General features: G+C 71.1%; 22 protein-coding genes and 1 pseudogene. 11 read left to right on the top strand and 12 right to left on the bottom strand.

Annotated elements, in window-relative coordinates; genetic code table 11:
* Nucleotides 1–82: 82 nt before the first annotated feature.
* From cydD to hisC, 4 genes are all read right to left on the bottom strand, one after another.
* Nucleotides 83–3,655 (bottom strand): thiol reductant ABC exporter subunit CydD, encoded by a 3,573-nt coding sequence (gene cydD, locus J116_RS14225; protein WP_023587736.1) that lies wholly within the window; start codon nt 3,653–3,655, stop codon nt 83–85.
* Between the two features lie 93 nt (nt 3,656–3,748).
* A complete protein-coding gene (cydB, locus tag J116_RS14220; RefSeq protein WP_023587735.1) occupies nt 3,749–4,750 on the bottom strand; it encodes a cytochrome d ubiquinol oxidase subunit II in 1,002 nt (333 codons plus the stop codon).
* Nucleotides 4,751–4,766: 16 nt separating this feature from the next.
* The gene (locus J116_RS14215; protein ID WP_023587734.1) at nt 4,767–6,272 is read right to left on the bottom strand and encodes a cytochrome ubiquinol oxidase subunit I; all 1,506 of its coding nucleotides are present in this window, start codon (nt 6,270–6,272) and stop codon (nt 4,767–4,769) included.
* A 328-nt stretch (nt 6,273–6,600) separates the two neighbouring features.
* Nucleotides 6,601–7,686 (bottom strand): histidinol-phosphate transaminase, encoded by a 1,086-nt coding sequence (gene hisC / locus J116_RS14210; RefSeq protein ID WP_023587733.1) that lies wholly within the window; start codon nt 7,684–7,686, stop codon nt 6,601–6,603.
* Between the two features lie 393 nt (nt 7,687–8,079).
* On the opposite strand from hisC, the gene J116_RS14205 reads away from it, so the two are divergent.
* The 3 genes from J116_RS14205 to J116_RS14195 all read left to right on the top strand — a co-directional run bounded on the left by J116_RS14205 (nt 8,080) and on the right by J116_RS14195 (nt 11,701).
* The gene (locus J116_RS14205) at nt 8,080–9,195 is read left to right on the top strand and encodes a LacI family DNA-binding transcriptional regulator (RefSeq protein WP_051203495.1); all 1,116 of its coding nucleotides are present in this window, start codon (nt 8,080–8,082) and stop codon (nt 9,193–9,195) included.
* A 259-nt stretch (nt 9,196–9,454) separates the two neighbouring features.
* Nucleotides 9,455–10,789 (top strand): metallophosphoesterase, encoded by a 1,335-nt coding sequence (locus J116_RS14200; protein WP_394331483.1) that lies wholly within the window; start codon nt 9,455–9,457, stop codon nt 10,787–10,789.
* Between the two features lie 126 nt (nt 10,790–10,915).
* On the top strand, nt 10,916–11,701 hold the full coding sequence (locus J116_RS14195) for a hypothetical protein (protein WP_023587730.1): 786 nt from the start codon (nt 10,916–10,918) through the stop codon (nt 11,699–11,701).
* 147 nt (nt 11,702–11,848) lie between these two features.
* On the opposite strand, the gene thiC is transcribed toward J116_RS14195, so the two are convergent.
* Nucleotides 11,849–13,627: a phosphomethylpyrimidine synthase ThiC gene (thiC, locus tag J116_RS14190; protein ID WP_023587729.1), complete on the bottom strand. Its 1,779-nt coding sequence runs from the start codon at nt 13,625–13,627 to the stop codon at nt 11,849–11,851.
* Between the two features lie 221 nt (nt 13,628–13,848).
* Here thiC and J116_RS14185 point away from each other — a divergent pair, with 221 nt between their 5' ends.
* Nucleotides 13,849–15,222 carry a YibE/F family protein gene (locus J116_RS14185; protein ID WP_028964044.1) on the top strand — a complete coding sequence of 458 codons (1,374 nt, stop codon included), beginning with the start codon at nt 13,849–13,851 and terminating at the stop codon, nt 15,220–15,222.
* Nucleotides 15,223–15,335: 113 nt separating this feature from the next.
* Here the strand turns inward: J116_RS14185 and J116_RS14180 are convergent, their stop codons facing one another.
* The 4 genes from J116_RS14180 to J116_RS14165 form a co-directional block, all read right to left on the bottom strand.
* A complete protein-coding gene (locus J116_RS14180) occupies nt 15,336–15,770 on the bottom strand; it encodes an SsgA family sporulation/cell division regulator (protein ID WP_028964043.1) in 435 nt (144 codons plus the stop codon).
* A gap of 138 nt (nt 15,771–15,908) precedes the next feature.
* Nucleotides 15,909–16,451 carry a helix-turn-helix domain-containing protein gene (locus tag J116_RS14175; RefSeq protein ID WP_023587726.1) on the bottom strand — a complete coding sequence of 181 codons (543 nt, stop codon included), beginning with the start codon at nt 16,449–16,451 and terminating at the stop codon, nt 15,909–15,911.
* A 242-nt stretch (nt 16,452–16,693) separates the two neighbouring features.
* Nucleotides 16,694–16,915 (bottom strand): DUF5326 family protein, encoded by a 222-nt coding sequence (locus J116_RS14170; RefSeq protein ID WP_023587725.1) that lies wholly within the window; start codon nt 16,913–16,915, stop codon nt 16,694–16,696.
* A 129-nt stretch (nt 16,916–17,044) separates the two neighbouring features.
* On the bottom strand, nt 17,045–17,362 hold the full coding sequence (locus tag J116_RS14165) for a cupin domain-containing protein (RefSeq protein ID WP_023587724.1): 318 nt from the start codon (nt 17,360–17,362) through the stop codon (nt 17,045–17,047).
* A 50-nt stretch (nt 17,363–17,412) separates the two neighbouring features.
* Here J116_RS14165 and J116_RS14160 point away from each other — a divergent pair, with 50 nt between their 5' ends.
* The 6 genes and pseudogenes from J116_RS14160 (at nt 17,413) to J116_RS14140 (ending at nt 21,368) form a co-directional block, all read left to right on the top strand.
* Nucleotides 17,413–17,793, top strand: a complete 381-nt coding sequence (locus tag J116_RS14160) for a phage holin family protein (protein WP_023587723.1) — start codon at nt 17,413–17,415, stop codon at nt 17,791–17,793.
* Nucleotides 17,793–18,956: a cystathionine gamma-lyase gene (locus J116_RS14155; protein ID WP_023587722.1), complete on the top strand. Its 1,164-nt coding sequence runs from the start codon at nt 17,793–17,795 to the stop codon at nt 18,954–18,956. The genes J116_RS14160 and J116_RS14155 overlap by 1 nt, the downstream gene beginning before the upstream one ends.
* A 210-nt stretch (nt 18,957–19,166) precedes the next feature.
* Entirely contained in the window at nt 19,167–20,063 is an 897-nt protein-coding gene (locus J116_RS14150) for a LysR family transcriptional regulator (RefSeq protein ID WP_023587721.1), read from the top strand.
* 61 nt (nt 20,064–20,124) lie between these two features.
* Nucleotides 20,125–20,604: an NUDIX domain-containing protein gene (locus J116_RS14145; RefSeq protein ID WP_023587720.1), complete on the top strand. Its 480-nt coding sequence runs from the start codon at nt 20,125–20,127 to the stop codon at nt 20,602–20,604.
* A 93-nt stretch (nt 20,605–20,697) separates the two neighbouring features.
* Nucleotides 20,698–20,873 (top strand): annotated as a pseudogene (locus J116_RS30910) (DUF2269 domain-containing protein); the annotation flags it as partial.
* 42 nt (nt 20,874–20,915) lie between these two features.
* Nucleotides 20,916–21,368: a GNAT family N-acetyltransferase gene (locus J116_RS14140; protein ID WP_028964042.1), complete on the top strand. Its 453-nt coding sequence runs from the start codon at nt 20,916–20,918 to the stop codon at nt 21,366–21,368.
* A gap of 20 nt (nt 21,369–21,388) precedes the next feature.
* Here the strand turns inward: J116_RS14140 and J116_RS14135 are convergent, their stop codons facing one another.
* Complete coding sequence (locus tag J116_RS14135; RefSeq protein ID WP_028964041.1) at nt 21,389–22,762, bottom strand: serine hydrolase domain-containing protein; 1,374 nt, start codon at nt 22,760–22,762, stop codon at nt 21,389–21,391.
* An 85-nt stretch (nt 22,763–22,847) separates the two neighbouring features.
* Between J116_RS14135 and J116_RS14130 the strand changes: the two genes are divergently transcribed.
* Nucleotides 22,848–23,507: a GOLPH3/VPS74 family protein gene (locus tag J116_RS14130; RefSeq protein WP_023587717.1), complete on the top strand. Its 660-nt coding sequence runs from the start codon at nt 22,848–22,850 to the stop codon at nt 23,505–23,507.
* Nucleotides 23,508–23,523: 16 nt separating this feature from the next.
* Here the strand turns inward: J116_RS14130 and J116_RS14125 are convergent, their stop codons facing one another.
* Together J116_RS14125 and J116_RS28570 are read right to left on the bottom strand one after the other, a co-directional pair.
* Nucleotides 23,524–24,156, bottom strand: a complete 633-nt coding sequence (locus tag J116_RS14125; protein ID WP_023587716.1) for a LysE family transporter — start codon at nt 24,154–24,156, stop codon at nt 23,524–23,526.
* A gap of 110 nt (nt 24,157–24,266) precedes the next feature.
* Entirely contained in the window at nt 24,267–24,983 is a 717-nt protein-coding gene (locus J116_RS28570; protein ID WP_235617347.1) for a hypothetical protein, read from the bottom strand.
* Nucleotides 24,984–25,402 lie beyond the last annotated feature (419 nt).

The raw sequence follows: 25,402 nt of genomic DNA, 5'->3' as shown, positions 1-25,402 counted from the left end.
CCGACCGGCCGACACCGGAACGGCCGACAGGCCGACACCCCGCCCCTTCCCAACGGCCCACAGGCCGCGTCCGCGTCTCCGCCTAAGCGCCGAGGCGCAGGTCCGCCGACCGCTCCCGCTCCCACATCCGCCGCAGCGGCCCCTCGGCGGCGATCAGCTCCTCGTACGGCCCCCGCTGCGCGACCCGCCCGTCCGCGAGGACGACGACCTCGTCCACCGCGTCGAGCCCGCGCAGCCGGTGCGTGATGAGCACCGTGGTGCGGCCCCGTGTCGCCCGCAGCAGGTCCTCGGTGAGCGCGTCGGCAGTGGCCAGGTCGAGGTGTTCGGCGGGCTCGTCCAGGACCAGCACCGGGAAGTCCGCGAGGAGCGCCCGGGCCAGCGCCAGCCGCTGCCTCTGCCCGCCGGAGAGCCGCGCCCCGTGCTCGCCGACCAGCGTGTCCAGGCCGTCCGGCAGCGCCTCGACCCACTCCAGGAGCCGCGCCTCGGCCAGCGCCGCGCGCAGCTCGTCGTCGTCCGCGCCGGTCCTGGCCAGCCGCAGGTTCTCGCGGATGGTGCTGTCGAAGAGGTGGGCGTCCTGGGCGCACAGCCCGACGAACCGGCGTACGTCGTCCCCGTCGAGCGCCGTCGCGTCGACGCCGCCGATCCGGTACGCGCCCGACCCGACCTCCACGAACCGCAGCAGCACCTGCGCCAGCGTCGTCTTGCCCGCCCCGGACGCGCCGACGACGGCCACCCGCCGTCCCCGGTCCAGGCGAAGGTCGAACGAGACGAGGGCGTCCCGGTCCTGTTCGGGGTGCCGGGCGGCGACCCCGCGCAGCTCCAGCGGGAAGGGGCTCTCGGGCGCGGCAGCGGGCCGCTCGGGCTCGGTCACCGGGGCGGGCGCGTCGAGCACCTCGAAGACCCGCTCGGCGCTGCGCCGCACCCGCTGCCGGTACTGCACGGCCAGCGGCATCCCGGCCACGGCCTCGAACGCGGCGAGCGGGGTCAGCACGACCACCGCGAGGGCCACCCCGTCGAGCCGCCCGTCCCGCACGGCCTGGGCGCCCACCAGCGCGGCCGCGGTCACCGTCAGCCCGGTCGCCAGCGCGATGAGCCCGCCGCCCAGGGCCGTCGCGGCGGACTGGCGCGCGGCGATCCGGGTGAGCGTCCCGTCCGCCTCCTTGGCCTGTGCGATACGGCTCCGCAGCGCACCGGCCACCGTCAGCTCGGCGCAGCCGCGCAGCAGGTCCACCACCCGGGCGGCGAGGGCGCCCCGCGCCGGGGCGAGCCGCTGCTCGGCGCGCCGGGCGACGGCACCGCCCAGCACCGGGACGGCGACGCCCGCCACGAGCAGCCCGGCCGCGAGGACGGCGCCCGCCTCGGGCAGCAGCCACGCCGTGAACCCGGCGGCCCCGGCGCCGACCAGCAGGGCCGTACCTGCGGGCAGCAGCCAGCGGAGCCAGTAGTCCTGGAGGGCGTCCACGTCGGAGACCAGCCGCGACAGCAGGTCACCGTGGCGGGTGCGGCGCAGCCCGGCCGGGGCGATGCGCTCCAGGCGCCGGTAGACGGCCACCCGCAGATCGGCGAGCATGCGCAGGACGGCGTCGTGCGACACGAGCCGCTCGGCGTACCGGAACACGGCCCGGCCGATGCCGAAGGCGCGGGTCGCGGTGACGGCGACCATCAGGTGCAGGATCGGCGGCTGTTCGGAGGCCCGCGAGATCAGCCAGCCGGACACGGCCATCAGGCCGACGGCCGACGCGAGGGCGAGGCTGCCCAGCAGCAGCGCCAGCGCGAGCCGCCCCCGCAGTTCACCGGCCATCGCCCGGACCCTGGCCAGGATGCGGCCACCCGCGCCGGGGGCGACGGGCTCGGTCCCGGTCCGGTCCGGGCGGGCGGCGGACTGGCCGCCGTACAGGCCGCCCACGACACCGAAGGCGTCATCGACCATGTCCGTACCGACGTCGATCACCGCGGGCGCCGCCGTCCCGCCCCCGGCACCGGCCACCGCGCCGCTCGCCCCCGCCCCAGACGCCCCCACCGTGCCCGGCCGCAGCGCGACCACCCGGTCCGCCACCTCCAGCAGCGCCGGCCGGTGCACGACCAGCAGCACGGTCCGCCCGGCCGCGAGCCTGCGCACCGCCTCCACGACGGCCGCCTCGGTCGCCCCGTCCAGCGCGGCGGTCGGCTCGTCGAGGAGCACCACGGGCCGGTCGGCGAGGAACGCCCTGGCCAGGGCGAGCCGCTGCCGCTGACCCGCCGACAGCCCGGCGCCGTCCTCCCCGAGCACCGTGCCGGTCCCGTCCGGCAGCCCGTCGACGAAGTCGGCGCCCGCCTCCCGCAGAGCCGCCCGTACGGCGTCGTCGTCGGCGTCGGGCCTCGCCAGGCGCACGTTCTCGGCGATCGTCCCGGCGAACAGGTACGGCCGCTGCGGCACCCAGGCCACCCGCTCCCGCCACCGCTCCGGGTCCAGCGCCGCGACGTCCACGCCACCCGCCCGTACGGTGCCCGCGTCCGGCGCGGTGAATCCCAGCACCATGTCCAGCAGCGTGGACTTGCCGATACCGCTCGGCCCGGTCAGGGCGACCGTCTCGCCCGGCTCCACCACGAGCGACGCCCGGTCCAGCGACGGCTCGGCGCGCCCCTCGTGCCGTACGGTCACGGTGTCGAGCTCGATCCGCACCGGGCCCTCGGGCAGCACCTCCGTCCCCGCCTCCCGCACCGGTGACTCCAGGACCGCGAAGACCTCCTCGGCGGCCGACAGTCCCTCCGCCGCCGCGTGGTACTGCGCGCCGACCTGGCGCAGCGGCAGGTATGCCTCGGGCGCGAGGATCAGGATGACCAGGCCGGTGTACAGGTCGAGGGTGCCGTGGACGAGGCGCATGCCGATACCGACGGCCACCAGCGCCACCGACAGGGTGGACAGCAGCTCCAGCGCGAACGACGACAGGAACGCGACCCGCAGGGTGCGCAGGGTGGCCCGCCGGTACTGCGCGGTGATGGAGCGGATCGACTCCGCCTGCGCCTTCGCCCGGCCGAAGACCTTGAGGGTGGGAAGTCCGGCCACCACGTCGAGGAAGTGCCCGGACAGCCGGGACAGCAGCCTCCACTGCCGGTCCATGCGCGCCTGCGTGGCCCAGCCGATGAGGACCATGAAGACGGGGATCAGTGGCAGCGTGACGACGATGATGGCCGCCGACACCCAGTCCTCGGTGACGATCCGCACGAGGACGGCCACCGGCACGACGACGGCGAGACCGAGCTGCGGCAGATAGCGGGCGAAGTAGTCGTCCAGTGCGTCCACACCCCGCGTGGCGAGCGCCACCAAGGAGCCGGTCCGCTGGCCGCTCAGCCAGCCGGGGCCGAGTGCGGCCGCCCGCTCCAGCAGCCGGGCACGCAGTTCGGACTTGACGGCCGCGCTGGCGCGGTGGGCGGCCAGCTCGGTCAGCCAGGACACCAGTCCGCGGCCCACGGCGACCACGCCAAGCAGGATCAGCGGCAGGGTGAGGCCGTCGACGGCCGTTCCGCGCTGGAAGGCGCCGACGACGACCTCGGCGATGAGCATCGCCTGAGCGACCACCAGCGCCGCCCCGACCAGGCCGAGGAGGACCACCGCCAGCAGGAAGAGGCGCGTGGCCCGGGCGTACCTGAGAAGCCGCGGATCGATCGGTTTCACGTGAAACATCCCCTGCCGGTGGTGCCTGGGCCCGGTGGCCTGGTGGGCGGGCTCGGTTTCACGTGAAACATCCCCCGCCCCAGGCCCGGTGACTTAGTGGGTTTTGGCGATGTGCTGTGTGCCGATGCGCTTGCGGAACACCCAGTACGTCCAGCCCTGGTAGAGGAGGACGACCGGTGTGGCGATCGCCGCGCACCAGGTCATGATCGTCAGGGTGTACGGGCTGGACGCCGCGTTGGTCACGGTCAGACTCCAGTCCGGGTTCAGCGACGACGGCATGACGTCCGGGAAGAGCGTCAGGAACAGCATGGCAACCGCTGCGGCGATCGTGACGCCGGACAGCGCGAAAGACCAGCCCTCACGCCCGGCCTTGATGGCGCCGACCGCCCCGACGAGCGCCACCACGGCGACGCCCATCGCGACCAGGCTCGTCCCGTCGCCGCGTGACGTCTGCGTCCAGGTGAGGAAGGCGAGTGCGACGACGGCGGTCAGCAGACCCAGCCTCCACGCGAGCTTCCGCGCCCGCGCCCGGATGTCGCCGACGGTCTTGAGCGCGGTGAACACCGCCCCGTGGAAGGTGAAGAGCGTCAGCGTGACCAGCCCGCCGAGCAGCGCGTACGGGTTGAACAGGTCGAAGAGGGAGCCGACGTACTCCTTCGACGCGTCTATCTCGACGCCCCGCACGATGTTGCCGAACGCCACGCCCCACAGCGCCGCGGGGATGAGCGAGCACCAGAAGATGGCCTGCTCCCAGTTGTGCTGCCAGCGGTGCTCGGGCCGCTTGGCCCGGTACTCGAAGGCGACGCCGCGCACGATCAGACAGAACAGGATGACCAGGAACGGCAGGTAGAAGCCGGAGAAGAGCGTGGCGTACCAGTCGGGGAAGGCCGCGAAGGTGGCTCCGCCCGCGGTGAGGAGCCACACCTCGTTGCCGTCCCAGACGGGGCCGATGGTGTTGATCAGTACGCGCTTCTCGACCCGGTCGCGGGCGAGGAGCTTGGTGAGGACGCCGACGCCGAAGTCGAAGCCCTCCAGGAAGAAGTAACCGGTCCACAGGACGGCTATCAGGACGAACCAGACGGTGTGGAGTTCCATGCCTCGCTCCCCTTCCTCAGTACGAGAAGGCCATGGGGTGGTCGGGGTCACGGTCGTGGCCCCCGATCCGGGTGGGCGGGTTGAGATCGGCCTCGGTGAGCTCCGGGGGACCGGCCTTCGCGTACTTCACGAGCAGCCTGAACTCGATCACGGCGAGCACCGCGTAGAGGAGGGTGAAGACGGTCATCGAGGTGATGACCTCGGCCTGGGAGACACCGGGGGAGACGGCGTCGCGGGTGCGCAGCACGCCGTACACGACCCAGGGCTGGCGGCCCATCTCGGTGAAGATCCATCCCCAGGAGCTGGCTATCAGCGGGAAGGCCAGCGTCCACAGGGCGACGAGCCAGTACAGCCTGGTCAGCCGGTGGCTGAGGGGCTTGCTGAGGAGGACCAGGTAGGGCACCTCGTCGTCACCGACGCGCAGCGCCTTGGGCAGGAGGAACCTCTTGCGGGTCAGCCACAGCCCGAGGAGGCCGAGGCCGAAGGAGGCCATGCCGAAGCCGATCATCCAGCGGAACGACCAGTAGGCGACGGGGATGTTGGGCCGGTAGTCACCGGGCCCGTGCTTCTCCTGCATCGCCTTGTTCGTGTCGTTGATGCCGGGGACGTAGGAGGAGAAGTCGTCGTTGGCGAGGAAGGACAGCAGACCGGGGATCTCGATGGCGACCTTGTTGTGGCCCTCGTCGACGTCGCCGTAGGCGAAGACGGAGAACGGGGCGGGGGCCTCGCCGTCCCACAGCGCCTCGGCGGCAGCCATCTTCATGGGCTGCTGCTTGTACATGACCTTGCCGAGCAGGTCACCGCTGACGGCGGTCAGCAGGCCCGCGACGACCACGGTGACCAGGCCGAGCCGCAGCGATGTCCTCATCACCGGGATGTGCCTGCGCCGGGCCAGGTGGAAGGCGGCGATGCCGACCATGAAGGCCCCACCGGTCAGGAAGGCGGCGGTCATGGTGTGGAAGACCTGGGTGAGGGTGGTGTTCTGGCTCAGCACGGCCCAGAAGTCGGTCAGCTCGGCCCGGCCCGACTCCTTGTCGATCCGGTAGCCGACCGGGTGCTGCATCCAGGAGTTGGCGGCCAGGATGAAGTAGGCGGAGAGGACGGTGCCGAGCGACACCATCCATATGCAGGCGAGGTGGACGCGCTTGGGCAGCTTGTCCCAGCCGAAGATCCACAGGCCGATGAAGGTCGATTCGAAGAAGAAGGCGATCAGCGCCTCGAGGGCGAGCGGCGCGCCGAAGACGTCACCGACGAACCGCGAGTAGTCCGACCAGTTCATGCCGAACTGGAACTCCTGCACGATGCCGGTGACGACGCCCATCGCGATGTTGATCAGGAAGAGCTTGCCCCAGAACTTGGTGGCCCTGAGGTACTTCTCGTTGTCGGTGCGCACCCACGCGGTCTGGAGACCGGCGGTGAGCGCGGCGAGTGAGATGGTCAGAGGGACGAAGAGGAAGTGGTAGACGGTGGTGATACCGAACTGCCACCGCGCCAGCGTCTCTGGCGCCAGAGCCAGGTCCACGACGATCTTCTCCTTACGGCCTAGCAGCCCTGTGGCCCCATGGCCCCATGGCCTTTCCTTCGCCCGCCGATTCCGGTCGATCTTGGGAGGAACCACGCGCGCTTGTGAATGCGTTCACAATCACAAGCAATTATGACTCACACGAAATCCGCAGTTCGCAGGGGGGTCCCCCCTGGCGGCCCGCCCCTCGAATGGTCAACGCTTTGTTGAACGCGAAACCCCCGCGAGTGAATCACTCGCGGGGGTTCACTTAGTCATCCGCGCCGACCGCCTCAGACCGGCGCGGCGGCGCCATCGCACAGCCGACGGCGGCGCCGGTCCGCGCCGGTCAGAACTTCTCCTTGCGGAACGCCTCGGCCGTCCGCAGGAAGATGTCGTTCGCCTCGACCTCGCCGATCGTCACCCGGACGCCGTCGGGGGCGAACGGGCGCACCACGACCCCGGCCTCCTCGCAGGCGGCGGTGAACTCACCGGACAGCTCGCCCAGCGGCAGCCACACGAAGTTGGCCTGCGTCACCGGCAGCTCCCAGCCCTGGGCCGCCAGCGCCTCGACCACCCGCGTGCGCTCGCTCACCAGCGAGCCGACCCGGCCCAGCAGCTCGTCCTCGGCGCGCAGGGATGCCACCGCCGCGTCCTGCGCGACCTGCGTGACGCCGAACGGCACGGCGGTCTTCCGCAGCGCGGCCGCGACCGGCTCGTGCGCGATGGCGAAGCCGACCCGCATGCCCGCCAGGCCGTACGCCTTGGAGAAGGTGCGCAGCACCGCCACGTTCGGCCGGTCCCGGTAGAGGTCGATGCCGTTGGGCACCTCGCTGTCCCGGATGAACTCGATGTACGCCTCGTCCAGGACGATCAGGATGTCCGACGGCACCCGGTCCAGGAAGCGCTCCAGCTCCTCCCGGTGCACCACGGTGCCCGTGGGGTTGTTGGGGTTGCAGACGAAGATCAGGCGCGTGCGCTCGGTGATCGCCTCGGCCATCGCGTCGAGGTCGTGGGTGCCGTCCTCGGTGAGCGGGACCATGACGGGCGTGGCACCCGCGATCTGCGTGACGATCGGGTAAGCCTCGAAGGACCTCCAGGCGAACATCACCTCGTCGCCCGGGCCGGCCGTGGACTGCACCAGCGACTGGGCGATGCCCACCGAGCCCGTACCGGTCGCCAGGTGCGTCACCGGCACCCCGAAGCGCTCGGCCAGCTCGTTCATCAGCTCCGTGCACGCCAGGTCGGGGTAGCGGTTGAGGTTCGCCGCCGCGGCCAGCGCCTTCTCCATGACCCCCGGCAGCGGCGGATACGGGTTCTCGTTGGAGGACAGCTTGTACGCAACGCGGCCTTCGGCGGCGGCGGCCGGCTTCCCCGGCTTGTAGGTGGGGATGTTGTCCAGCACGGCGCGCAGCTTGGGGCTTGTCTCGCTCACTGTGGTCCTCCTCGACCGTATGTCCCACGGATACTGCACACCTTATGAGGATTCCGCGCTCATGCGAATGGCCCACTGACCCCGATGCCCGGGAGGCGCCGGTTCGGGGATCGGTTCTTGCCACCCACCACCGGGGGGCGCGCGCCGCCCTGGCGCACGCGGGTGGCTCGCGCCGTGGCGCGCGTCCCCCGTAGAGGTGAGTTGAAGGCTGGCCCTCTCGCCGTCCAGCCACCTGGACTATGCGCGTGGACAACCGCCAACCCATCGAATAACCCGCTGGCTTCCTTGGGTTTCGATGTGATTGGACCCTGTGGACCTTGCAGAAACGTGCCTGTCAACGCCTGAATATGCGTCCGTCGCGCTCCGTCGCCGTCCGCCTACTATCGGCACGCCATGACAGCAGCAGGGAAGCACCAGGTGAGCCGGGCACAGACCCGGGGGAGCCGGCAAGGGCGCGCGGGCATCCGGGATGTGGCCGCCGCGGCCGGCGTCTCCATCACGACTGTCTCCGACGCGCTCAACGGCAAGGGCCGGCTCCCGGACGCCACCCGCCGCCACGTCCGCGAGGTCGCCGACCGGCTGGGCTACCGGCCCTCCGCGGCCGCCCGCACGCTCCGTACCGGCAAGTCGGGCCTCATCGGCCTGACCGTGACGACCTACGGGGATGAACCTTTCACCTTCACCGAGTTCGCATACTTCGCCGAGATGGCGAGAGCGGCCACCTCCGCGGCACTCGCCCGGGGCTACGCCCTCGTCATCCTGCCCGCCACCTCACGCCGAAGCCCGGCCGACGTCTGGTCGAACGTGGCCCTCGACGGCACGGTGGTCATCGACCCGTCCGACCACGACCCCGTCGTCACCGAACTCGTCCGCCAGGGCCTGCCGGTCGTCTCCGACGGGCGCCCCGCCGGATCGCTTCCGGTCACGGCCTGGGTGGACAACGACCACGAGGCGGCCGTCCTCGGCATCCTCGACCACCTCGCCGAGGCCGGCGCCCGCCGGATCGGCCTGCTCACCGGCACCACCACGGACACGTACACACGCCTGTCCACCACGGCGTACCTCAACTGGTGCGAACGCGTGGGTCAGGACCCCGTGTACGAGGCATACCCGGCCCACGATCCATGCGCCGGCGCCGTCGCCGCGGACCGGTTACTGGCCCGCCCCGACCGCCCGGACGCCGTGTACGGGCTGTTCGACCCGAACGGCACGGACCTGCTGGCCGCCGCGCGCCGGTACGGGCTGCGCGTCCCCGACGACCTGCTGCTCGTCTGCTGCAGCGAGTCCACCGTGTACGCCACGACCGAGCCGCCGATCACCACACTGTCGCTGAAGCCCCGCCGGATCGGCACCGCCGTGGTGCAGTTGCTCATCGACGCGATCGAGGGCATCGAACACGACCGGCCGGTCGAGCAGGTGATGCCGACGGAGCTGATCGTCCGTACGTCGTCGCAGCGCAGGCCGCCGCGCACGACGGTGAGTCCGCCGCGCCAACCGCGCCAGGATTAGGACGTCTCGGGCCCGTCCAGGACAGAACGGTCGGAAACCCACGTCGGGCCGGTGGGGTTCCTGGCGATGCCCTGCCGGGAACCCCGCCTTCTCCGTTCCAGACCTTCGCATTTGGGGCGAAACATCCGGCGAACCGGGCGTGCTCCCTGATTCACCACCCCTGGTGCGTCACACAGCACAAGCCTCATTCCTATGATGGGCGCACGACAGCGCGGGCCGCTCCGACCAGGCCGGTCCGCGATGTGAGGGCGTCGCGACGGTGGTGGAGGGGTCGATGACTCAGGGGGCCGGTCAGGGACCCGTGGTGCGGACGGCGACGTTGCGCGACTTCCGCGTACCGCCGTACGCCCAGGTGCCCGTACAGGGTCATTCCGAACATCCGCAGCCGCAGCAGCCCCAGCAGCCTGCGCCTCCACAGCCGCAGCAGGCGCCGGAGGCGTCCGAACAGCACGTCCCGCCGCAGCCGCACCAGCCCTCCGCCCCGGCGGTCCAGCCCCCGGCGGCGCAACCGCAGGCCCAGGCGCAGCCCCCGGCACCCCAGCCCCCCGCGGCCCAGCAGCCTCCCGCGCCGCACCAGCAGTCCGTCACGCCGCGGCTCCAGGCCCCGCAGCTGCCGCACCCGGGCAACGCCTTCCCCGACGACGACTACCCCGAGGGCTACACGCCCACCGAGCGGGACCTGCCGGTGATCAACCGGGGCGACACGCTCCAGGTCACCGTCACCCCGCCGCCCGCCCCGGCGGCGGCCCCGGCCACGGCCGTCGGCCAGGGCCCCGGCCCGCTGTACGTCGTGGGCGACGTCCACGGCTACCTGGACGAACTCCTCGCCGCCCTGCGGGAGCAGGGCCTCATCGACGGGGACGGCCACTGGTCGGCCGGAAACACCCGCCTGTGGTTCCTCGGCGACTTCACGGACCGCGGCCCCGACGGCATCGGCGTCATCGACCTGGTGATGCGGCTCTCCGCCGAGGCGGCGGCCGCGGGCGGCTACTGCAAGGCCCTGATGGGCAATCACGAGCTGCTGCTGCTCGGCGCGAAACGCTTCGGCGACACGCCCGTGAACTCCGGGGCGGGCACGGCGACCTTCCAGGCGGCGTGGCTGCTCAACGGCGGCCAGAAGAGCGACATGGACCGCCTCCAGGACGTGCACCTCCAGTGGATGTCGCGCCTCGACGCGATCGTGGAGCAGGACGGGCACCTGCTGCTGCACTCCGACACGACGGCGTACCTCGAGTACGGCGACACGATCGAGGACGTCAACGACACGATCCACGAGATCCTCACCCGCAACGACGCCGACGAGTGCTGGGACCTGTTCCGCAAGTTCACCAAGCGGTTCGCGTTCCGCGACGAGGGCGGCGCCAACGCCGTACGGGAGCTGCTCGCGGCGTACGGCGGCGAGCGGGTCGTCCACGGCCACAGCCCCATCCCGTACCTGCTCGGCGAGGTCGGCACCGAGGACGCGGACGGCGGGAGCTCCGGCCCCGTGGTCGAGGGCCCGCACGTGTACGCGGACGGCCTGGCCATCGCCATGGACGGCGGCGTGACCATGGCCGGGAAGCTGCTCGTCCAGCAGCTCCCGCTTCCTCACTGAGCGCATCCGGAAACAGGCGAATTCCGGAAACCCCTGTCACCCCACGGGGCGGCGGCTCTACCATCGCGTTCCCAACTGCCGCTTCTCCGGGGCCTCAACGCCCCACGGGAGTATCGGGGGACGCACATGAAGTGGGCTCCGCACCTGCTGCCCGAGGACCGCGCCGAGTACGAGCGCCTCCTCGACGAGGCGCTGCGCACGGCATCCGACCGTCCGGAGCTGGCCGCCGTCGGCCGACGGCTCGACAGAAGCCAGCTCCGCGCGATGGCGCTGGGAGCGGCGGCCCTGATCAGCACGGCCGCCGCCACGGAGTACGCGCTCTACGTGCGGCTACGGGAGGAGCACCGCAGGCCGTCGGGCGCGTCCGTGATGGCCTCCGTCCTCGGCGGCACCGGCGACGGGGCGACTCCGGGCGCCGGATTCGGCGTGGTCGTCACCGTCCTGACGCCGATCCTGGCCGGGACGGCCGCCCTCGTCCTCCTGCTCCTGGGGTACGTGCTCAAGATGCTCGACCCGCCGCCCGACCTGGCCGCCCCGCTGCTCACGGCCGGCTGCTTCTTCGCCGCCGTCACCGCCGCCGGCCTGCTGGTCGCGGCCATCGGGCTGCTGGTCACCGCCCTGCGCAACCGCCCCGCCGAGACCGCGGCGGCGCGGGGCCCGGGCGGCGCCCTGCCCGACGAGCTGTCCCGCGCCCGCGAGGCATGGCGCCACGCCCTGCTGGAGCGGGGCATCGTACCGTTCCTCCGCGAAGCCCTCACCGAGCGTGAACCGGACCGCTCCCCGGGCGGGTCCCACACGCCCGCCGAGAACCTGCCGCTCCCGCTTCCCCTCCCCCGCCCGCCAGGCCCCGGCCTCACCGGCCGCACCCTCGCCGGCAACGGCACCGCCACTCCGGAGCCCGGCTCGGAATGACACCTCCGGGTGGCGGACCTGTCGGTCTACAGGCCGGACAACCTCTCGCCCGACGGCTACCCCGTGCTCCGGCCTTATCGGCTCCGAGGGCCCGGGGGCGCTGTTCCGGGAAGCTTTCTCCCGGAACAGCGCCCGAAAGGCCCCGCGTCAGTCCGCCAGCGGCAGGTAGACCCGGTTGCCCGAGGCGGCGAACTCCTTGGACTTCTCCGCCATCCCCGCCTCGATCTCGTCCTGCTTGAGATCGCCGCCGTGCTCGCGCCGAATGTCCTGCGAGATCTTCATCGAGCAGAACTTCGGCCCGCACATCGAGCAGAAGTGCGCGGTCTTCGCGGGCTCCGCGGGCAGCGTCTCGTCATGGAACTCCCGCGCCGTGTCCGGGTCGAGAGCCAGGTTGAACTGGTCTTCCCAGCGGAACTCGAACCGCGCGTCCGACAGCGCGTCGTCCCACTCCTGCGCACCCGGGTGCCCCTTGGCGAGGTCCGCCGCGTGCGCCGCGATCTTGTACGTGATGACGCCGGTCTTCACGTCGTCGCGGTTCGGCAGCCCCAGGTGCTCCTTGGGCGTCACGTAGCAGAGCATCGCGGTGCCCCACCAGGCGATCATCGCCGCGCCGATGCCGGAGGTGATGTGGTCGTACGCCGGGGCGATGTCCGTGGTGAGCGGGCCGAGCGTGTAGAACGGCGCCTCCTCACAGATCTCCTGCTGGAGGTCGATGTTCTCCTTGATCTTGTGCATCGGGACATGGCCCGGACCCTCGATCATGGTCTGGACGTGGTGGGCCTTGGCGATCCGGTTGAGCTCACCGAGTGTGCGCAGCTCCGCGAACTGCGCCTCGTCGTTGGCGTCGGCGATCGAGCCGGGCCGCAGACCGTCACCGAGCGAGAACGTCACGTCGTACGCGGCGAGGATCTCGCAGAGCTCCTCGAAGTTCTCGTACAGGAACGACTCCTTGTGGTGCGCCAGGCACCACGCGGCCATGATCGAGCCGCCGCGCGAGACGATGCCCGTCTTGCGACGGGCCGTCAGCGGCACGTACCGGAGCAGCACACCGGCGTGGACGGTCATGTAGTCCACACCCTGCTCGGCCTGCTCGATGACGGTGTCCTTGTAGATCTCCCAGGTCAGCTCCTCGGCCTTGCCGTCCACCTTCTCCAGCGCCTGGTAGAGCGGCACGGTGCCGATCGGCACGGGGGAGTTGCGCAGCACCCACTCGCGGGTCGTGTGGATGTTGCGGCCCGTGGAGAGGTCCATGACCGTGTCGGCGCCCCATCGGGTCGCCCAGGTCATCTTCTCCACCTCCTCCTCGATGGAGGACGTGACCGCGGAGTTGCCGATGTTCGCGTTGACCTTCACCAGGAACCGCTTGCCGATGATCATCGGCTCGATCTCCGGGTGGTTGACGTTGGCGGGCAGCACGGCCCGGCCCGCCGCGATCTCCTCGCGTACGACCTCGGGGGAGACGTTCTCGCGGACCGCGACGTATTCCATCTCCGGCGTGATCTCGCCCCTCCGGGCGTACGCGAGCTGCGTCACGGCCTGCCCGTCGCGCCCCCGCCTGGGCTGGCGGGGACGGCCGGGGAAGACGGCGTCGAGGTTGCGCAGGCCGCCGCGCGGCGACGTGTGCTTGATGCCGTCGTCCTCGGGACGGACGGGGCGGCCCGCGTACTCCTCGGTGTCGCCGCGCGCGATGATCCAGTTCTCCCGGAGGGCCGGGAGTCCGCGGCGTACGTCGGTCTCGACGTTCGGATCGGTGTACGGACCGGACGTGTCGTAGAGGGTGACGTCCTTGCCGTTGGTGAGGTGCACCTTGCGGACCGGCACACGGATGTCGGGGCGCGAACCCTCGACATACCCCTTGTGCCAGCCGATGGACTTCCCGCTCTCCTCGGTGCTGGAGGCAGGCGTGCGTGCGTCCTGAACGGTCATCCTGACCTACTCCCTACGCCGGCATTACCCGGTAACAGGTTCGGCGGTCGGCGCAGCGGCTTCCGTCGGCGATGTTCCACGTGAAACATCGCGGATACGGAGGTCAGCGCCCTCTCAGCCCGGTGCTCCGAGCTCCCGCGTTGTGCAAAGGTGCCACCACGCTAGCGTCCTTCCGGCCACGCTGAACAGAGGGCCCCTGTCGTTCTTGCGATGATCGGTCGGTGACTTCCTCGCATCAGCACCCGGAAAACGGGTCGGGACACGGCCCCGAGCACGGTCCTGGGCACCACCCGGACCCCGAAGCGCTCGCGCACGTCCACGCACATGCCCATGGGCCGGCAGCGCCCGTCTCCAAGCATCTGCGCAAGGTCATCGCCGCAGTGCTGATCCCCTTCGCCACTGCGGTGTTCGTCGGCCTCGCCGTGCTGTGGCCGGGCGGTGCCCCGGCGCACGAGCGCACCGGTGTCGGCTTCGACCGGCAGACCGAGTCGGGCGAGGTGGTGCGCGTCGAACAGGTGGACTGCAAGGACGTGAACGCCGCCCAGGTCCCGCCGACCGGTGACACCAGCACTCCGCAGGGGCGCGAGGCGGTCAACGCCCAGCAAGGGGACTGCAAGCGCGCAACCATCGAGGTGACCAGCGGCCAGGACAAGGGCCGGAAGTTCACCGAGATCGTCCAGCCCGACGCCCCCCGCCAGTTGAAGCAGGGCCAGGGCGTGGTGGTGGCGTACGCGCCCGACGCGCCGGAGGACCTCCAGTACTCGGTGACGGACGTCAACCGGAAGTTCCCGCTGCTGCTGCTGTCGGTGATCTTCGCCTTGGCGGTGGTCGCCGTGGGACGGCTGCGCGGTGTGATGGCTCTGATCGCGCTGGGGACCAGCTTCGTCTTCCTGACGTTCTTCATCCTCCCGGCGATCCTCCAGGGGTCCAATCCGCTGATCGTGGCCGTGGTGGGATCGAGCGCGATCATGCTCATCGCGCTGTACCTGAGTCATGGGCTCAGCGCCCGCACCTCCGTGGCGGTGCTCGGCACGCTCATCTCGCTGCTGATCATCGGTCTGCTCGGCTCGCTGTTCATCGGCTGGGCCATGCTGAGCGGCAACACCGACGACTACACAGGCCTGATCCACGGGCTGTACCCGAACATCGACATGTCCGGCCTGCTGCTGGCGGGTGTGATCATCGGTTCCCTGGGTGTGCTGGACGATGTGACGGTCACCCAGACGTCGGCGGTCTGGGAGCTGCACCAGGCGGACCCCACGATGGGGCCGCGCGCGCTGTACCGGGCGGGCATCCGGATCGGACGCGACCACATCGCCTCGGTGGTGAACACCCTGGTGCTCGCCTACGCGGGCGCCGCGCTGCCGCTGCTGCTGCTGTTCTCCATCGCGCAGAGCAGCGTGGGAACGGTGGCCAACAGCGAGCTGGTCGCGCAGGAGATCGTCCGTACGCTGGTCGGCTCGATCGGTCTGGTGGCGTCGGTGCCGGTGACGACGGGCCTGGCCGCGCTGGTCGTCTCGGCGGACCGGCCCTCGGGGTCCACGGCGGCCACGACCCCGGTGCGTACGGGGCGGGGGCGGCGCCGCAAGAAGTAGCGCCGGACGGCGACCGGCCGGAGGAACCTGTCGACGGCCGCCTCACGCGAACAGGCCCGGCACCCTCTCAGGGAGCCGGGCCTGCCCCGTTCCACGGCGGCGCCGACGCCGCCTCAGCCGGTGCTCTCGTCGGCGAGGATGCGGCCGAGGACCTCGTCCAGCCCCTCGTCGAAGTCTCCGAGCGAGCACTCCTGCCCCAGGGGCACCAGCTTGTCGGTACGGTCGAGGAAGGCGACGAGAGGCGGCGCACTCGCGCGGAACAGGGCCTGATCAGCGCCGACGCGAAGCCGGATGTGGACATCGGAGAGCTCCTCGGCCTCGGTCGGTTCGATCCTCACATCACCGTCACCGGTGGCGCTGTTGATCCCGTCGACGAGCAGCTCCCGCCCGAACGTCCAGGTCACCGGCGCGTCCCCGGGCAGGTGGAACGTCATCCGGACCGCGAAGGGGTCCCTGGTCTCGTACCCGAGCTCGACCGGAATCCTGAAGGAGAGCTCCTCCGAGACGATGAAGCTCATCAGGACCTCGGCCTGAACCGACTCGCGCATCATGTACCCCGCTGTAGATGAATGTCTCGATGCAGTTCTGAAATCAGTAGCCACGACAAAACTGGCCAGGATTGATACCTCCTGGCCCTCTTGACGTAATGGTCCTGCACGCGCTAGCAGATCACAAGGAGTGAGTTTTCAGATACTGATAGAGACGGCGAGTAACCGTAGGAGCTCACCGATCTCACTGCGCAGTCTCTCCACCTCGGGGAGTGCGCGTTCATCCCTCATCAGGGGTACGGAAATGGCCATTTCGTCCCCCGCCTGCCCACGCTCGGCCCAGTCGTCGAGGGCGGGGGCGGCGGTCGTGGCAGGGTGGTCGGAGACGGCGACGAGCTCGATCTCACCGTCCCGGTAGACGGCGAAGCAGACGGGGACGCCGATGGTGTCCCGCCAGTGCGCCAGGGAATCCTCGATCTTGCTGCGACGATTCTGCAACGAGCCCGCCGCAGCCAGTCGCCGAGCGGCCTCCCCCAGGGTGAACAGCCCTTTGTCGCGCACCAGATAGCCCTCGTGAGTGAGCGTTCGCAGCAGGTGATAGGCCGTGGGCAGCGGAAGCCCGGTCTCGCGTGCGAGCTGCTTGGCGGGGGCCCCGCCCTCGTGGGACCCGACGGCCTCCAGCAGCCTGAGCGCCCGCTGCACCGAGCCGATCAGGGTTGGGGCAGTGGTAGTCGAAGCCATGACCGAAGGTCACCCCCAGGGCATGTTGCCCACGAGCGATCGCCGCTGGCACCGCCGTACGCCTCCGCGTGCTGGCACATCACGCGGCATACAGTCGCAACAGTCGTACAAACCGCTGGTAAGGCGTTCATCAGCCCCTGCATGCAAGGGCTGCGGAAGCTCTGCCACTCTAATGGCAGACTCCGTTCGGGGGCGGGTTCCGCCGGGGCCGTTCCCCCAGCCGGGCTAACGGCCGACCGGGCTCACCAGCGGCCGTCGGCGGACGACGACGATCCCTTGAACTTCCGTACGACGTACAGGAGTCCGGCGACGAGGGCGACGAACACCAGCACCTTGAACAGCACGTTGACCACGAAGAAGACAGCGCTTGCGATCATGCCGCCGAAGACGGCGACCGCGATCACCGGTATCGCCACCCACTTCACCCACCACGGCAGCCCCGTGAGAAGTTCCTTTACCGCCATCGCCCTGCCTCGTCTCTCTGCGTCGCAACGGTGAACGTCTTCGATGCTAGGCGGGCGGAGGGGTCCGGCGGGGGCCCCGCGTCCCTTGCTCTTCCCTGAACCGTCCCCTAGGGAAGCCGTGCGACCGCGTCAGCTCTCGGGCGGAGAGAACACCACCATGACCCGCAGGTCCTCGGTGATGTGGTGGAACTTGTGCGGCACTCCCGCCGGCACGTACACGACGCTGCCGCGCCCCACCGTCGTCGTCTCCGTCCCGACCGTGATCGCGCCACGGCCGCTGACGACGAAGTAGACCTCGTCCTCCCTGTGCGGCTGCTGCGGGTCGAGCTGTCCGGCGTCGAGCGCGTACAGCCCCACGGACATGTTGCGCTCACGCAGGAACTGCAGGTACGCGCCGTCGTTGGCGACGCGCTCCGCCTCCAGCTCGTCCAGTCGGAATGCCTTCATCGCCCGTTCGCCCCTGCCTCTGTCCGATCATGTCTGCCACGATCAGACACATGATGAATTTCGTAGTCAAGACGCTCGCGAACGCGGGAGCCCTGGCCGTGGCCATCTGGCTGCTCCAGGACATCACGCTCACCGGCGAGAGCACCGGCCGCAAGGCTCTGACGCTGATCCTCGTCGCCCTCGTCTTCGGCGTGGTCAACTTCCTCGTCAAGCCGCTGGTGAAGCTGCTCACGCTGCCGCTTTTCATCCTCACGCTGGGCCTGTTCACGCTGATCGTGAACGCCCTGATGCTGCTGCTGACCTCCTGGCTCGCCGAGAAGCTGGAGCTCAGCTTCCATGTCGAGGGCTTCTGGACCGCCGTGCTGGGCGGCCTGATCATCTCGGTCGTCTCCTGGGCGCTCAACGTCATCCTCCCGGACGGGCGGGACTGATGGAGGCGGCCCACGACCGCGGGGACGGCACCCGCGGCCACGGGGACGGCACCCGGGCCGTGCGCGCCGGTCTGCCGGAGCCCCGCCCGTACGAGCCGACGCTGCCCGGGCCGGTGTTCGCCGCGCACTTCCACCTGCCGGGCGAGCCCGTCGGTCCGTACACGTACGGGCGCGACGAGAACCCGACGTGGACGCTGCTGGAACGGGCCGTCGCGGAGCTGGAGGCACCCGGCGACAGCACGGTGGAGAGCGTGGTCTTCGCCTCCGGCATGGCCGCGATCTCCTCCGTGCTGTTCTCACAGCTCAGGGCCGGGGACGCGGTGGTCCTCCCGTCGGACGGCTACCAGGCCCTGCCGCTCGTACGCGAGCAGCTGGAGGCGTACGGGATCGAGGTCCGCACCGCGCCGACCGGCGGAGACGCCCAGCTGGCCGTGCTCGACGGGGCGAAGCTGCTGTGGCTGGAGACCCCGTCGAACCCCGCCCTCGACGTGTGCGACATCCGGCGGATGGCGGCCGCCGCCCGTGCCGCCGGAGCCCTGGTCGCCGTGGACAACACCCTCGCCACCCCCCTGGGGCAGCGGCCCCTGGCGCTGGGGGCGGACTTCTCGGTGGCCAGCGACACCAAGGGCATGACCGGGCACGGCGACATCCTGCTCGGCCATGTCGCCTGCCGTGACGCGGGGCTGATCGCCGGGGTGCGGCGGTGGCGGAAGATCGTCGGGGCGATCCCGGGCCCCATGGAGGCGTGGCTCGCCCACCGTTCGCTGGCCACGCTCCAGCTGCGGACCGAGCGGCAGTGCGCCAACGCGCTGGCCCTCGCCGAGGCGCTGGCCACCCGCGACGACGTGACGGGCCTGAGGTACCCGGGGCTCCCGGGCGACCCGTCGCACACGGTGGCGGCCGGGCAGATGCGCCGCTTCGGGACGGTCGTGTCGTTCGTCCTGAAGGATCAGAAGCGGGCCGAGCGGTTCCTGGAGGCGCTGCGGCTGGTGGACGACGCGACCAGCTTCGGCGGCGTCCGGTCCACGGCGGAGCGGCGCGGCCGGTGGGGTGGCGACGCCGTGCCGCCGGGCTTCATCCGCTTCTCGGTCGGCGCGGAGGACCCCGACGACCTGGTCGAGGACGTGCTGCGAGCCCTGGACGTGGCGGCCGGCCACGGCTGACAGGCCGGGGCGCGCCGGAGCGGCTGTGCGGAACGGACGGTCCGAGCCTCCCCCCTCGTGGCTCGGACCGTCCTGCTTGTGTGCCCGAACCCGGTCTGAACCAGGCTAGTTGACTGTACGTCAGTGTCCAATCACGCTAGCGACAGCGACCTATCGACATATTTATAGTTGTACGGCTCTGGGGGAGGTGCCGACCAGGAAGGGAGGGGCATGGATCTGGGCCTGCTGCGGACCTTCCTCACGGTGCACCGAGCCGGCTCCTTCACCCGCGCCGCGGCCCTTCTCGGCCTCTCCCAGCCTGCTGTGACCAGCCAGATCCGCACGCTGGAGCGGCAGCTCGGACGGCCGCTGTTCCTGCGTCAGGCCCGTGGGGTCACGCCCACGACGGTCGGCGACGAACTCGCCCACCGGGCCGCCCCGCACCTGGACGCCCTCGTCGAGATCACCGAGACCGGACTGAACGGCCGCGTCGTGGGCCGCACCCTCCACCTCGCCGGGCCGCCCGAGCTGGTCTCACTGCGCGCGTTACCGGCGCTGGCGCCCCTCGTGGCGGAGGGCCTGTCGGTGCGGACATCGCTGTTCGCCGCCGCCGAGGAGAGCCTCGACGGACTGGCCGCCGGGCGCCACGACCTGGTCCTGTCCACGGCCCGGCCGCGCGGCGGGCTGCTGACGGCGACGCCGCTGTGCGACGAGGAGCATGTGCTGGTCGCCGCACCGCGCTGGGCCGCCCGGCTGGCCCCGGACGGTCTGCCGAGCGGGGGCTCGGTGGTCCTGGACGGGCTCCCGGTGATCGAGGTTCACGAGTCGCTGCCGTTCGTGACGCGGTACTGGTCGGCCGTCTTCGAGTCCAAGCCTGCCGCGTCCGCCACGGTCGTCGTCCCCGATCTGCGTGCCGTCCTGGAGAGCGCGGCCTCGGGAGTCGGCCTCGCCGTCCTCCCGCGCTACCTGTGCGAGGAGGCGCTGGCGAGCGGCCGCCTCGTCGCACTGCTGGAGCCGCCGGTGCCTCCCCTGCGCACGTACTTCCTGGTGGTACGCGCGGGCACACTCTCCCTGACCCACATCACCCGGGCGCACGAGACGCTGTTACGGGCAGCGGTCGAGTGGTGACCGTAGGGGGTCGCGGGCCCGCAGGCGTTTCAAGCGGAACGCCACGGGCCATTTTCATGCCATGACCGAACGTCCAGTGGTCAAGCGCACCGCACGGGCCATCCTCCTCGACGGCGACGACCTCATCCTGATCAAACGAACGAAGCCCGGGATGGACCCCTACTGGCTGACGCCGGGCGGAGGCGTGGAGCCGACTGACGCGACGGTCGTGGACGCCCTGCACCGTGAAATCCACGAGGAGCTCGGCGCGAAGATCACGGACGTGGTGCCCTGCTTCGTCGACACGGTCGAGCACATCGAGGACGGCGGCGTCTCCGGAGTGAAGGTGCAGCACTTCTTCGTCTGCCGCCTGGAGTCCATGGACCTGAGCCGACGGCACGGCCCCGAGGTGGAGGAGCCGGTCGGCGAGTACGAGGTCGTGCGCGTTCCGTTCAGCCGGGTGGGCATCGCCGTTGTGCACCTCGTCCCCCTGTCGCTGCGGCACTACCTGGACGGCAACATCGAAGGCGTCCGCGCCATGCACGCCCCCGACCTCGGCTGACAGGCCCGGGGGGCCCGTACACCGACGCGAGTAGCCCCGGTTGCTTCCCCTGTCGGACGCGCACGGCGGGGCCCGGGCGGGACCGTGTTTCACGTGAAACCACTCAAGCGTCCCGTTCGCCGGGCCCTCCTCGTCGCGCATGTCGCCGTGTCCGTCAGCCGGCTGGGGCTGTCCCTCGGACCCCTTGGGGGCTGGCCCGCCACTACTGGGTGTGGACCAAGTCCTGGCTGAAGCTCGTCACCGCGGCGGCCACGGTCTTCGCCTTGCGCCTCCCCTCGTGGAACCATGGGCACCGGGGTACTGTCCGGCCCATGAGTGATCTTGAGATCCGGCGCGCGACAGCGGCCGACATCCCCGTCATCGTGGCCATGCTCGCCGACGACCCGCTCGGCGCCGAGCGGGAGACGCCCGATGACCTCTCCCCCTACCTCGCGGCCTTCGAGCGAGTGGCGGAGGACCCCAACCAACACCTGGTCGTGGCCGTCCGAGAGGGCCAGGTCATCGGCACGCTCCACCTGACCGTGATACCGGGCCTGTCCCGGCAGGGCGCCACCCGCGCCCTCATCGAGGCGGTACGGATCCACGCCGACGCACGGGGCAGCGGACTCGGCACCCGCCTGTTCGAATGGGCCATCGAGGAGTCCCGCCGTCAGGACTGCGTACTGGTCCAGCTCACGTCGGACGTGACCCGCACGGACGCCCACCGCTTCTACGAGCGTCTCGGCTTCACCGCCTCACACGTGGGCTTCAAGCTGGCGCTCTGAGCGATGTTTCACGTGAAACGTCAGCTGCTGCCGCCCCGCCAGCCGCCCTCGTCCACACCGCCCGGCACGGCGCCACCCGGCTCGTACGGCTCGCGTGTGAACACGAACGAGCCCAGATCCAGATGGCTCACCGAGCCATCCTGGTGGCGGACCACGCGGAGCGGCTCTCCGTCGTAGTAGCCGTCGAGCCCGAGCCAGGTGCCGTCCGGGAGCGGCCGGAACCGGGACCCGCGCCCGAAGCCGCGCAGCGGTTGCAGTTCCAGATGGCCGTCCGGGAGCACCTTCAGCCCGTACGCGTACGTCCCCCAGTACCAGGGGCCGGTCAACGCGAGCAGGGCGGTGTCGGCCTCCGGAAGGGGCCGCCACGGCTCGGGCAGCGGTGGCTCGGCCTCCGCGACGATCCGTACGAGGTCGGCGGCGACCGCCCAGGGCTCCGGACCGGACGTCGCGTTGGCCAGGACGACGGCGGCAACGTCGTCGTCGGTGCTGAACCACAAGGCGGCGACGAAACCGGGCAGCGAACCGGAGTGGCCGACCAGCGTGCGGCCGTCCTGCCGCAACACCCGTACGCCGAGCCCGTAGTCACCGTCCCAGTCCCCCGCCATCGGCGGAGCGGCGGGTGTACGCATCTCCCGTACGGACTCCGCTGAGAGCACCCGGTCGTCACCCACCGAGAGGAACGAGGCGAACCGGCAGAGGTCCCCGGCGGTGGACCACAGCTGACCGGCCGGGGCCATCAGCCCCAGGTCCTCGGTCGGCTCGGGCAGCAGCACATCCGCCCAGGGGTGCACCGCCCAGCCCTCGGCGTACGGCGCCACCGGCTGGTACGTCGTCCGGCCCATGCCCAGCGGCTCCAGGATCTCGGTGCGCAGCGCCTCCTCCCAGGGGACGCCCCGCACCGCCGAGACCAGCGAACCGAGCAGCGTGTAGCCGGTGTTGGAGTAGTGGAACCGGCGCCCCGGCACATGCGCGAGCGGCTTCTCCCCGAGCACATCGGCCAAGCCGGGACGCAGCACACCGGGGGTCCGCTCCCACCACGGACCGGGCGACTCGGCCGCCAGGCCGCCGGTGTGACAAAGGAGTTGGGCGATCGTCGCGGCTCCCACACCAGTGTCCGGCAGACGCTTCTCCAAAGGCTCGTCCAGGTCCAGCAGGCCCTCGTCCCGCAGCCGCATCACCAGGACGGCGGTGAAGGTCTTGGTGATCGAACCGATCCGGTACTGCGTGTCGGCGGCGACGGGGACGTCGCCTCGCGCGCCCGCCCACACGAGCCGGCCGCTCCGGGCGACCGCCCCGACGAGCGAGGGTGCGCGGCCCTCCGCCTGGCCGACGGCGATCCGGTGGAGCAGCGCGCGCTCCGTGGTGGGCAGGAGTGACACGGAAGATGAGGTCATGGGCCCAGGTGTACCGCACGGCAGGGAACCCTTGGACGTCGCCCGACGTCATCGTCAGTGACCGGTTGACCGAGGGGAGCCGCACGTGTCCGTGACGCTGGGCGAGGAAGTCATGCTGCTGTCGCTGGACGACGAGTCCGGCGTCGCGAAGGACCGCGCCTCTGCGGGCTGGGCCGTGGCGGGCGGCACCCTGCTGGAGCTGGTCGTACGGGACCGGGTCCGGGTCATGTCCGGCAGGGTGAGTGTCACCGATGCCTCGCCGACGGGCGACGGGCTGCTCGACGACCGGCTGCACCGCCTCGGCGAGTGGGTCCAGCGCCGCCGCTCGGCGAAGGTCACCGACTGGCTGGTGAAGGACCAGCCGACCGCCGTACGGGCGACGGTGCGCCGCCTCTGCGAACGCGGACTGATCGTCGAGGAGAAGCACCGCGCGCTGGGGCTCTTCCCGGTCCGGCGCTACCCGGAGGCCGACGGCAGCGTGGAACGCGAGCTCCGCGAGCGGCTGGCCCGGGTCGTCGTGCAGGGCGCCCGCCCCGACGACCGCACGTCGGGGCTGATCGCGCTCCTGCACGGCGCCCGGCTGCACGGCATCGCCTTCCCCGACGTTCCCCGCAGGGAGGTCGAGCCGCGCATGGCGGCGATCGCGGAGGGGGAGTGGACGGCCGACAGCGTGCGCAGAGCGATCCGCGACATGCAGGCGACGATGGCGGCGGTGACCGCGGCGACCATCGCGGCCTGCACCTGACGCACGGGTCGGGCGGTCAGGCGGTCACGAGCAGGTGAACCGCGAGGCCGGTGATGAGGGCGCTGGACACCAGCGCGGTGACCAGCCTCCCCCAGGCGCTGGTCAACCCCCGCCCGAGCAGCGCCCCGCCCCCGGCGAGAAACAGCTGCCAACCGGCGGACGCGACGAACGCGGCGGCGACGAACAGCGCCCGCTCCAGCGCACCGAACTGCCCGGCGGAACCGCCACCGATCACCAGGGCGGCGAAGTACACCACGGTCATGGGGTTCAGCAACGTGATCCCCAGGAACACCAGATACGCCCGCCCAGGCCCGAGCGCCCGACGGTCCCCGTCAGCCACGGCCCCCTGCCGCGCCCGGTACCGCCCGACCGCGGTCACGGCCCCCTTCACCGCCAGCGCGACGAGCACCAGAGCCGAAACCCAGCGCAGCGGCACCATGACGGGCTCCAGCAGCGGTACGAGGACCGAGCCCCCGGCCATGGCGACCAGCGCGTACAGCCCGTCAGCGGTCGCCACGCCGAGCGCCGCACAGGCACCGACCCGCCAGGACGTCCGAGCCGTCACCGCCACGAGGTACGCCCCCACAGCCCCCACCGGCACGGCGATCCCCAACCCGGCAACCGCCCCGGCGACCAGCGCCCCGATCACCCGCCCTCAACCCCAACCGCCCACCCCACCGAAGCCGGGCGCCCGCAAAGCGTCAACATCCCCGCATCCTGAGCGACCCCCCACGCCCTCGGCAACGGATTTCCCGCCGCTCACCGCCCTCGCCCTCCGTGATCGGCGCTGTAGCGCGGAATGGTCCAGCGCGGCACCGTCCTATCCACCGCATCCGCTTCGATCGTCACCGGATAGACACGGCCGGCGGCCCGCTCCCCTCGGTGCCTCATCGAGTGGTCCCCCTGGCACCAGTGCATCCCCAGCACAGGGCAGCCGCCGACCTGGATCGCTCCGAAGCGGAGCAGCAGATGGTCCCGCCCGGCTCGGCTCGAACGGGAGAAGTCGGCGGGCACGGTCTCAGCCAACTCGCTGCTCAGCCCCGTCCACGCGTCGAGCCCCGAGGCGTCACCGACAACCATGCCGGTCCGGTCGACGGGCAGATCGCCGAGCTGGATCGGCGTCTCGGGCTGCCTGGTCCCCACCCAGGGAAGACCGAGCTGGACCTCCAGGGTCGCGATCGTCGGCTTCCCGTCGAACGGTGAAGGGGACGTGCGGGCACGTACAGACAGGCGCTGGTCCTTCGCCGCGGGTACCGCGACTGCTTCGCACAACCAGTCACGCAGATGTCCTCCGCCGAGCGCCGCAGCCTCCCTGGCACGCTCGGACAATGGCCGCCCCAGCACCCGCCACTGGTCCATCTGACCCGCCATCCCCAGCACAAGCGTGCCGGACGGCGCGGTGACGAAGCCCAGGTCCACAGAGGATCCACCCATGCGCCGATTGCGCCGCCCGGCCAGGACATTGTCCTGGTCCACCGAAACGGGCCCTGCGTCCAGTAGGGGCCTGGCCGCAGATCTCGACGTACACACATGGCACCGGTCGCGGCCGTAGGGCCCTTGAACGCGTTGCGGCAGGTCCTCGACCGACACCGACGGGGAGACCTCGGCGTCGGGAGCCAGTCGCAGGCCGATCGCGCGCAGGCACGCGCGTTCCTCATCGGAGGGTCCCTGACCGGCACATCCTGATCCGCGTCAGGAAGCTGCCACCTCTCTGTCGCACCTCCCGCGGTATCTCCTCGTGGGGCGACACGAGCATGCTGGATGATGACCCCGTGCGGCTTCCCTACGTCTACCGCGTCGCCAAGTACGACCCGCCGACCAGGATCAACACGGGCACTACACCGGCAGCGAGGACACGGTCAGCGATCACGGCAGGGTCGAGGCGTCGTATCTTC

The organism is Streptomyces thermolilacinus SPC6 (assembly GCF_000478605.2).
GTDB classification, from domain to species: Bacteria; Actinomycetota; Actinomycetes; order Streptomycetales; family Streptomycetaceae; genus Streptomyces; species Streptomyces thermolilacinus.
This window is presented reverse-complemented; position numbering and strand designations above follow the sequence as displayed.

Coding starts and splice junctions, on each gene's coding strand:
- cydB (WP_023587735.1), bottom strand. CDS start 4,750: ATGGAACTCCACACCGTCTGGTTCGTCCTGATAGCCGTCCTGTGGACC.
- J116_RS14205 (WP_051203495.1), top strand. CDS start 8,080: ATGACAGCAGCAGGGAAGCACCAGGTGAGCCGGGCACAGACCCGGGGG.
- J116_RS14195 (WP_023587730.1), top strand. CDS start 10,916: ATGAAGTGGGCTCCGCACCTGCTGCCCGAGGACCGCGCCGAGTACGAG.
- thiC (WP_023587729.1), bottom strand. CDS start 13,627: ATGACCGTTCAGGACGCACGCACGCCTGCCTCCAGCACCGAGGAGAGC.
- J116_RS14180 (WP_028964043.1), bottom strand. CDS start 15,770: ATGCGCGAGTCGGTTCAGGCCGAGGTCCTGATGAGCTTCATCGTCTCG.
- J116_RS14175 (WP_023587726.1), bottom strand. CDS start 16,451: ATGGCTTCGACTACCACTGCCCCAACCCTGATCGGCTCGGTGCAGCGG.
- J116_RS14170 (WP_023587725.1), bottom strand. CDS start 16,915: ATGGCGGTAAAGGAACTTCTCACGGGGCTGCCGTGGTGGGTGAAGTGG.
- J116_RS14165 (WP_023587724.1), bottom strand. CDS start 17,362: ATGAAGGCATTCCGACTGGACGAGCTGGAGGCGGAGCGCGTCGCCAAC.
- J116_RS14160 (WP_023587723.1), top strand. CDS start 17,413: ATGATGAATTTCGTAGTCAAGACGCTCGCGAACGCGGGAGCCCTGGCC.
- J116_RS14155 (WP_023587722.1), top strand. CDS start 17,793: ATGGAGGCGGCCCACGACCGCGGGGACGGCACCCGCGGCCACGGGGAC.
- J116_RS14150 (WP_023587721.1), top strand. CDS start 19,167: ATGGATCTGGGCCTGCTGCGGACCTTCCTCACGGTGCACCGAGCCGGC.
- J116_RS14145 (WP_023587720.1), top strand. CDS start 20,125: ATGACCGAACGTCCAGTGGTCAAGCGCACCGCACGGGCCATCCTCCTC.
- J116_RS14140 (WP_028964042.1), top strand. CDS start 20,916: ATGAGTGATCTTGAGATCCGGCGCGCGACAGCGGCCGACATCCCCGTC.
- J116_RS14135 (WP_028964041.1), bottom strand. CDS start 22,762: ATGACCTCATCTTCCGTGTCACTCCTGCCCACCACGGAGCGCGCGCTG.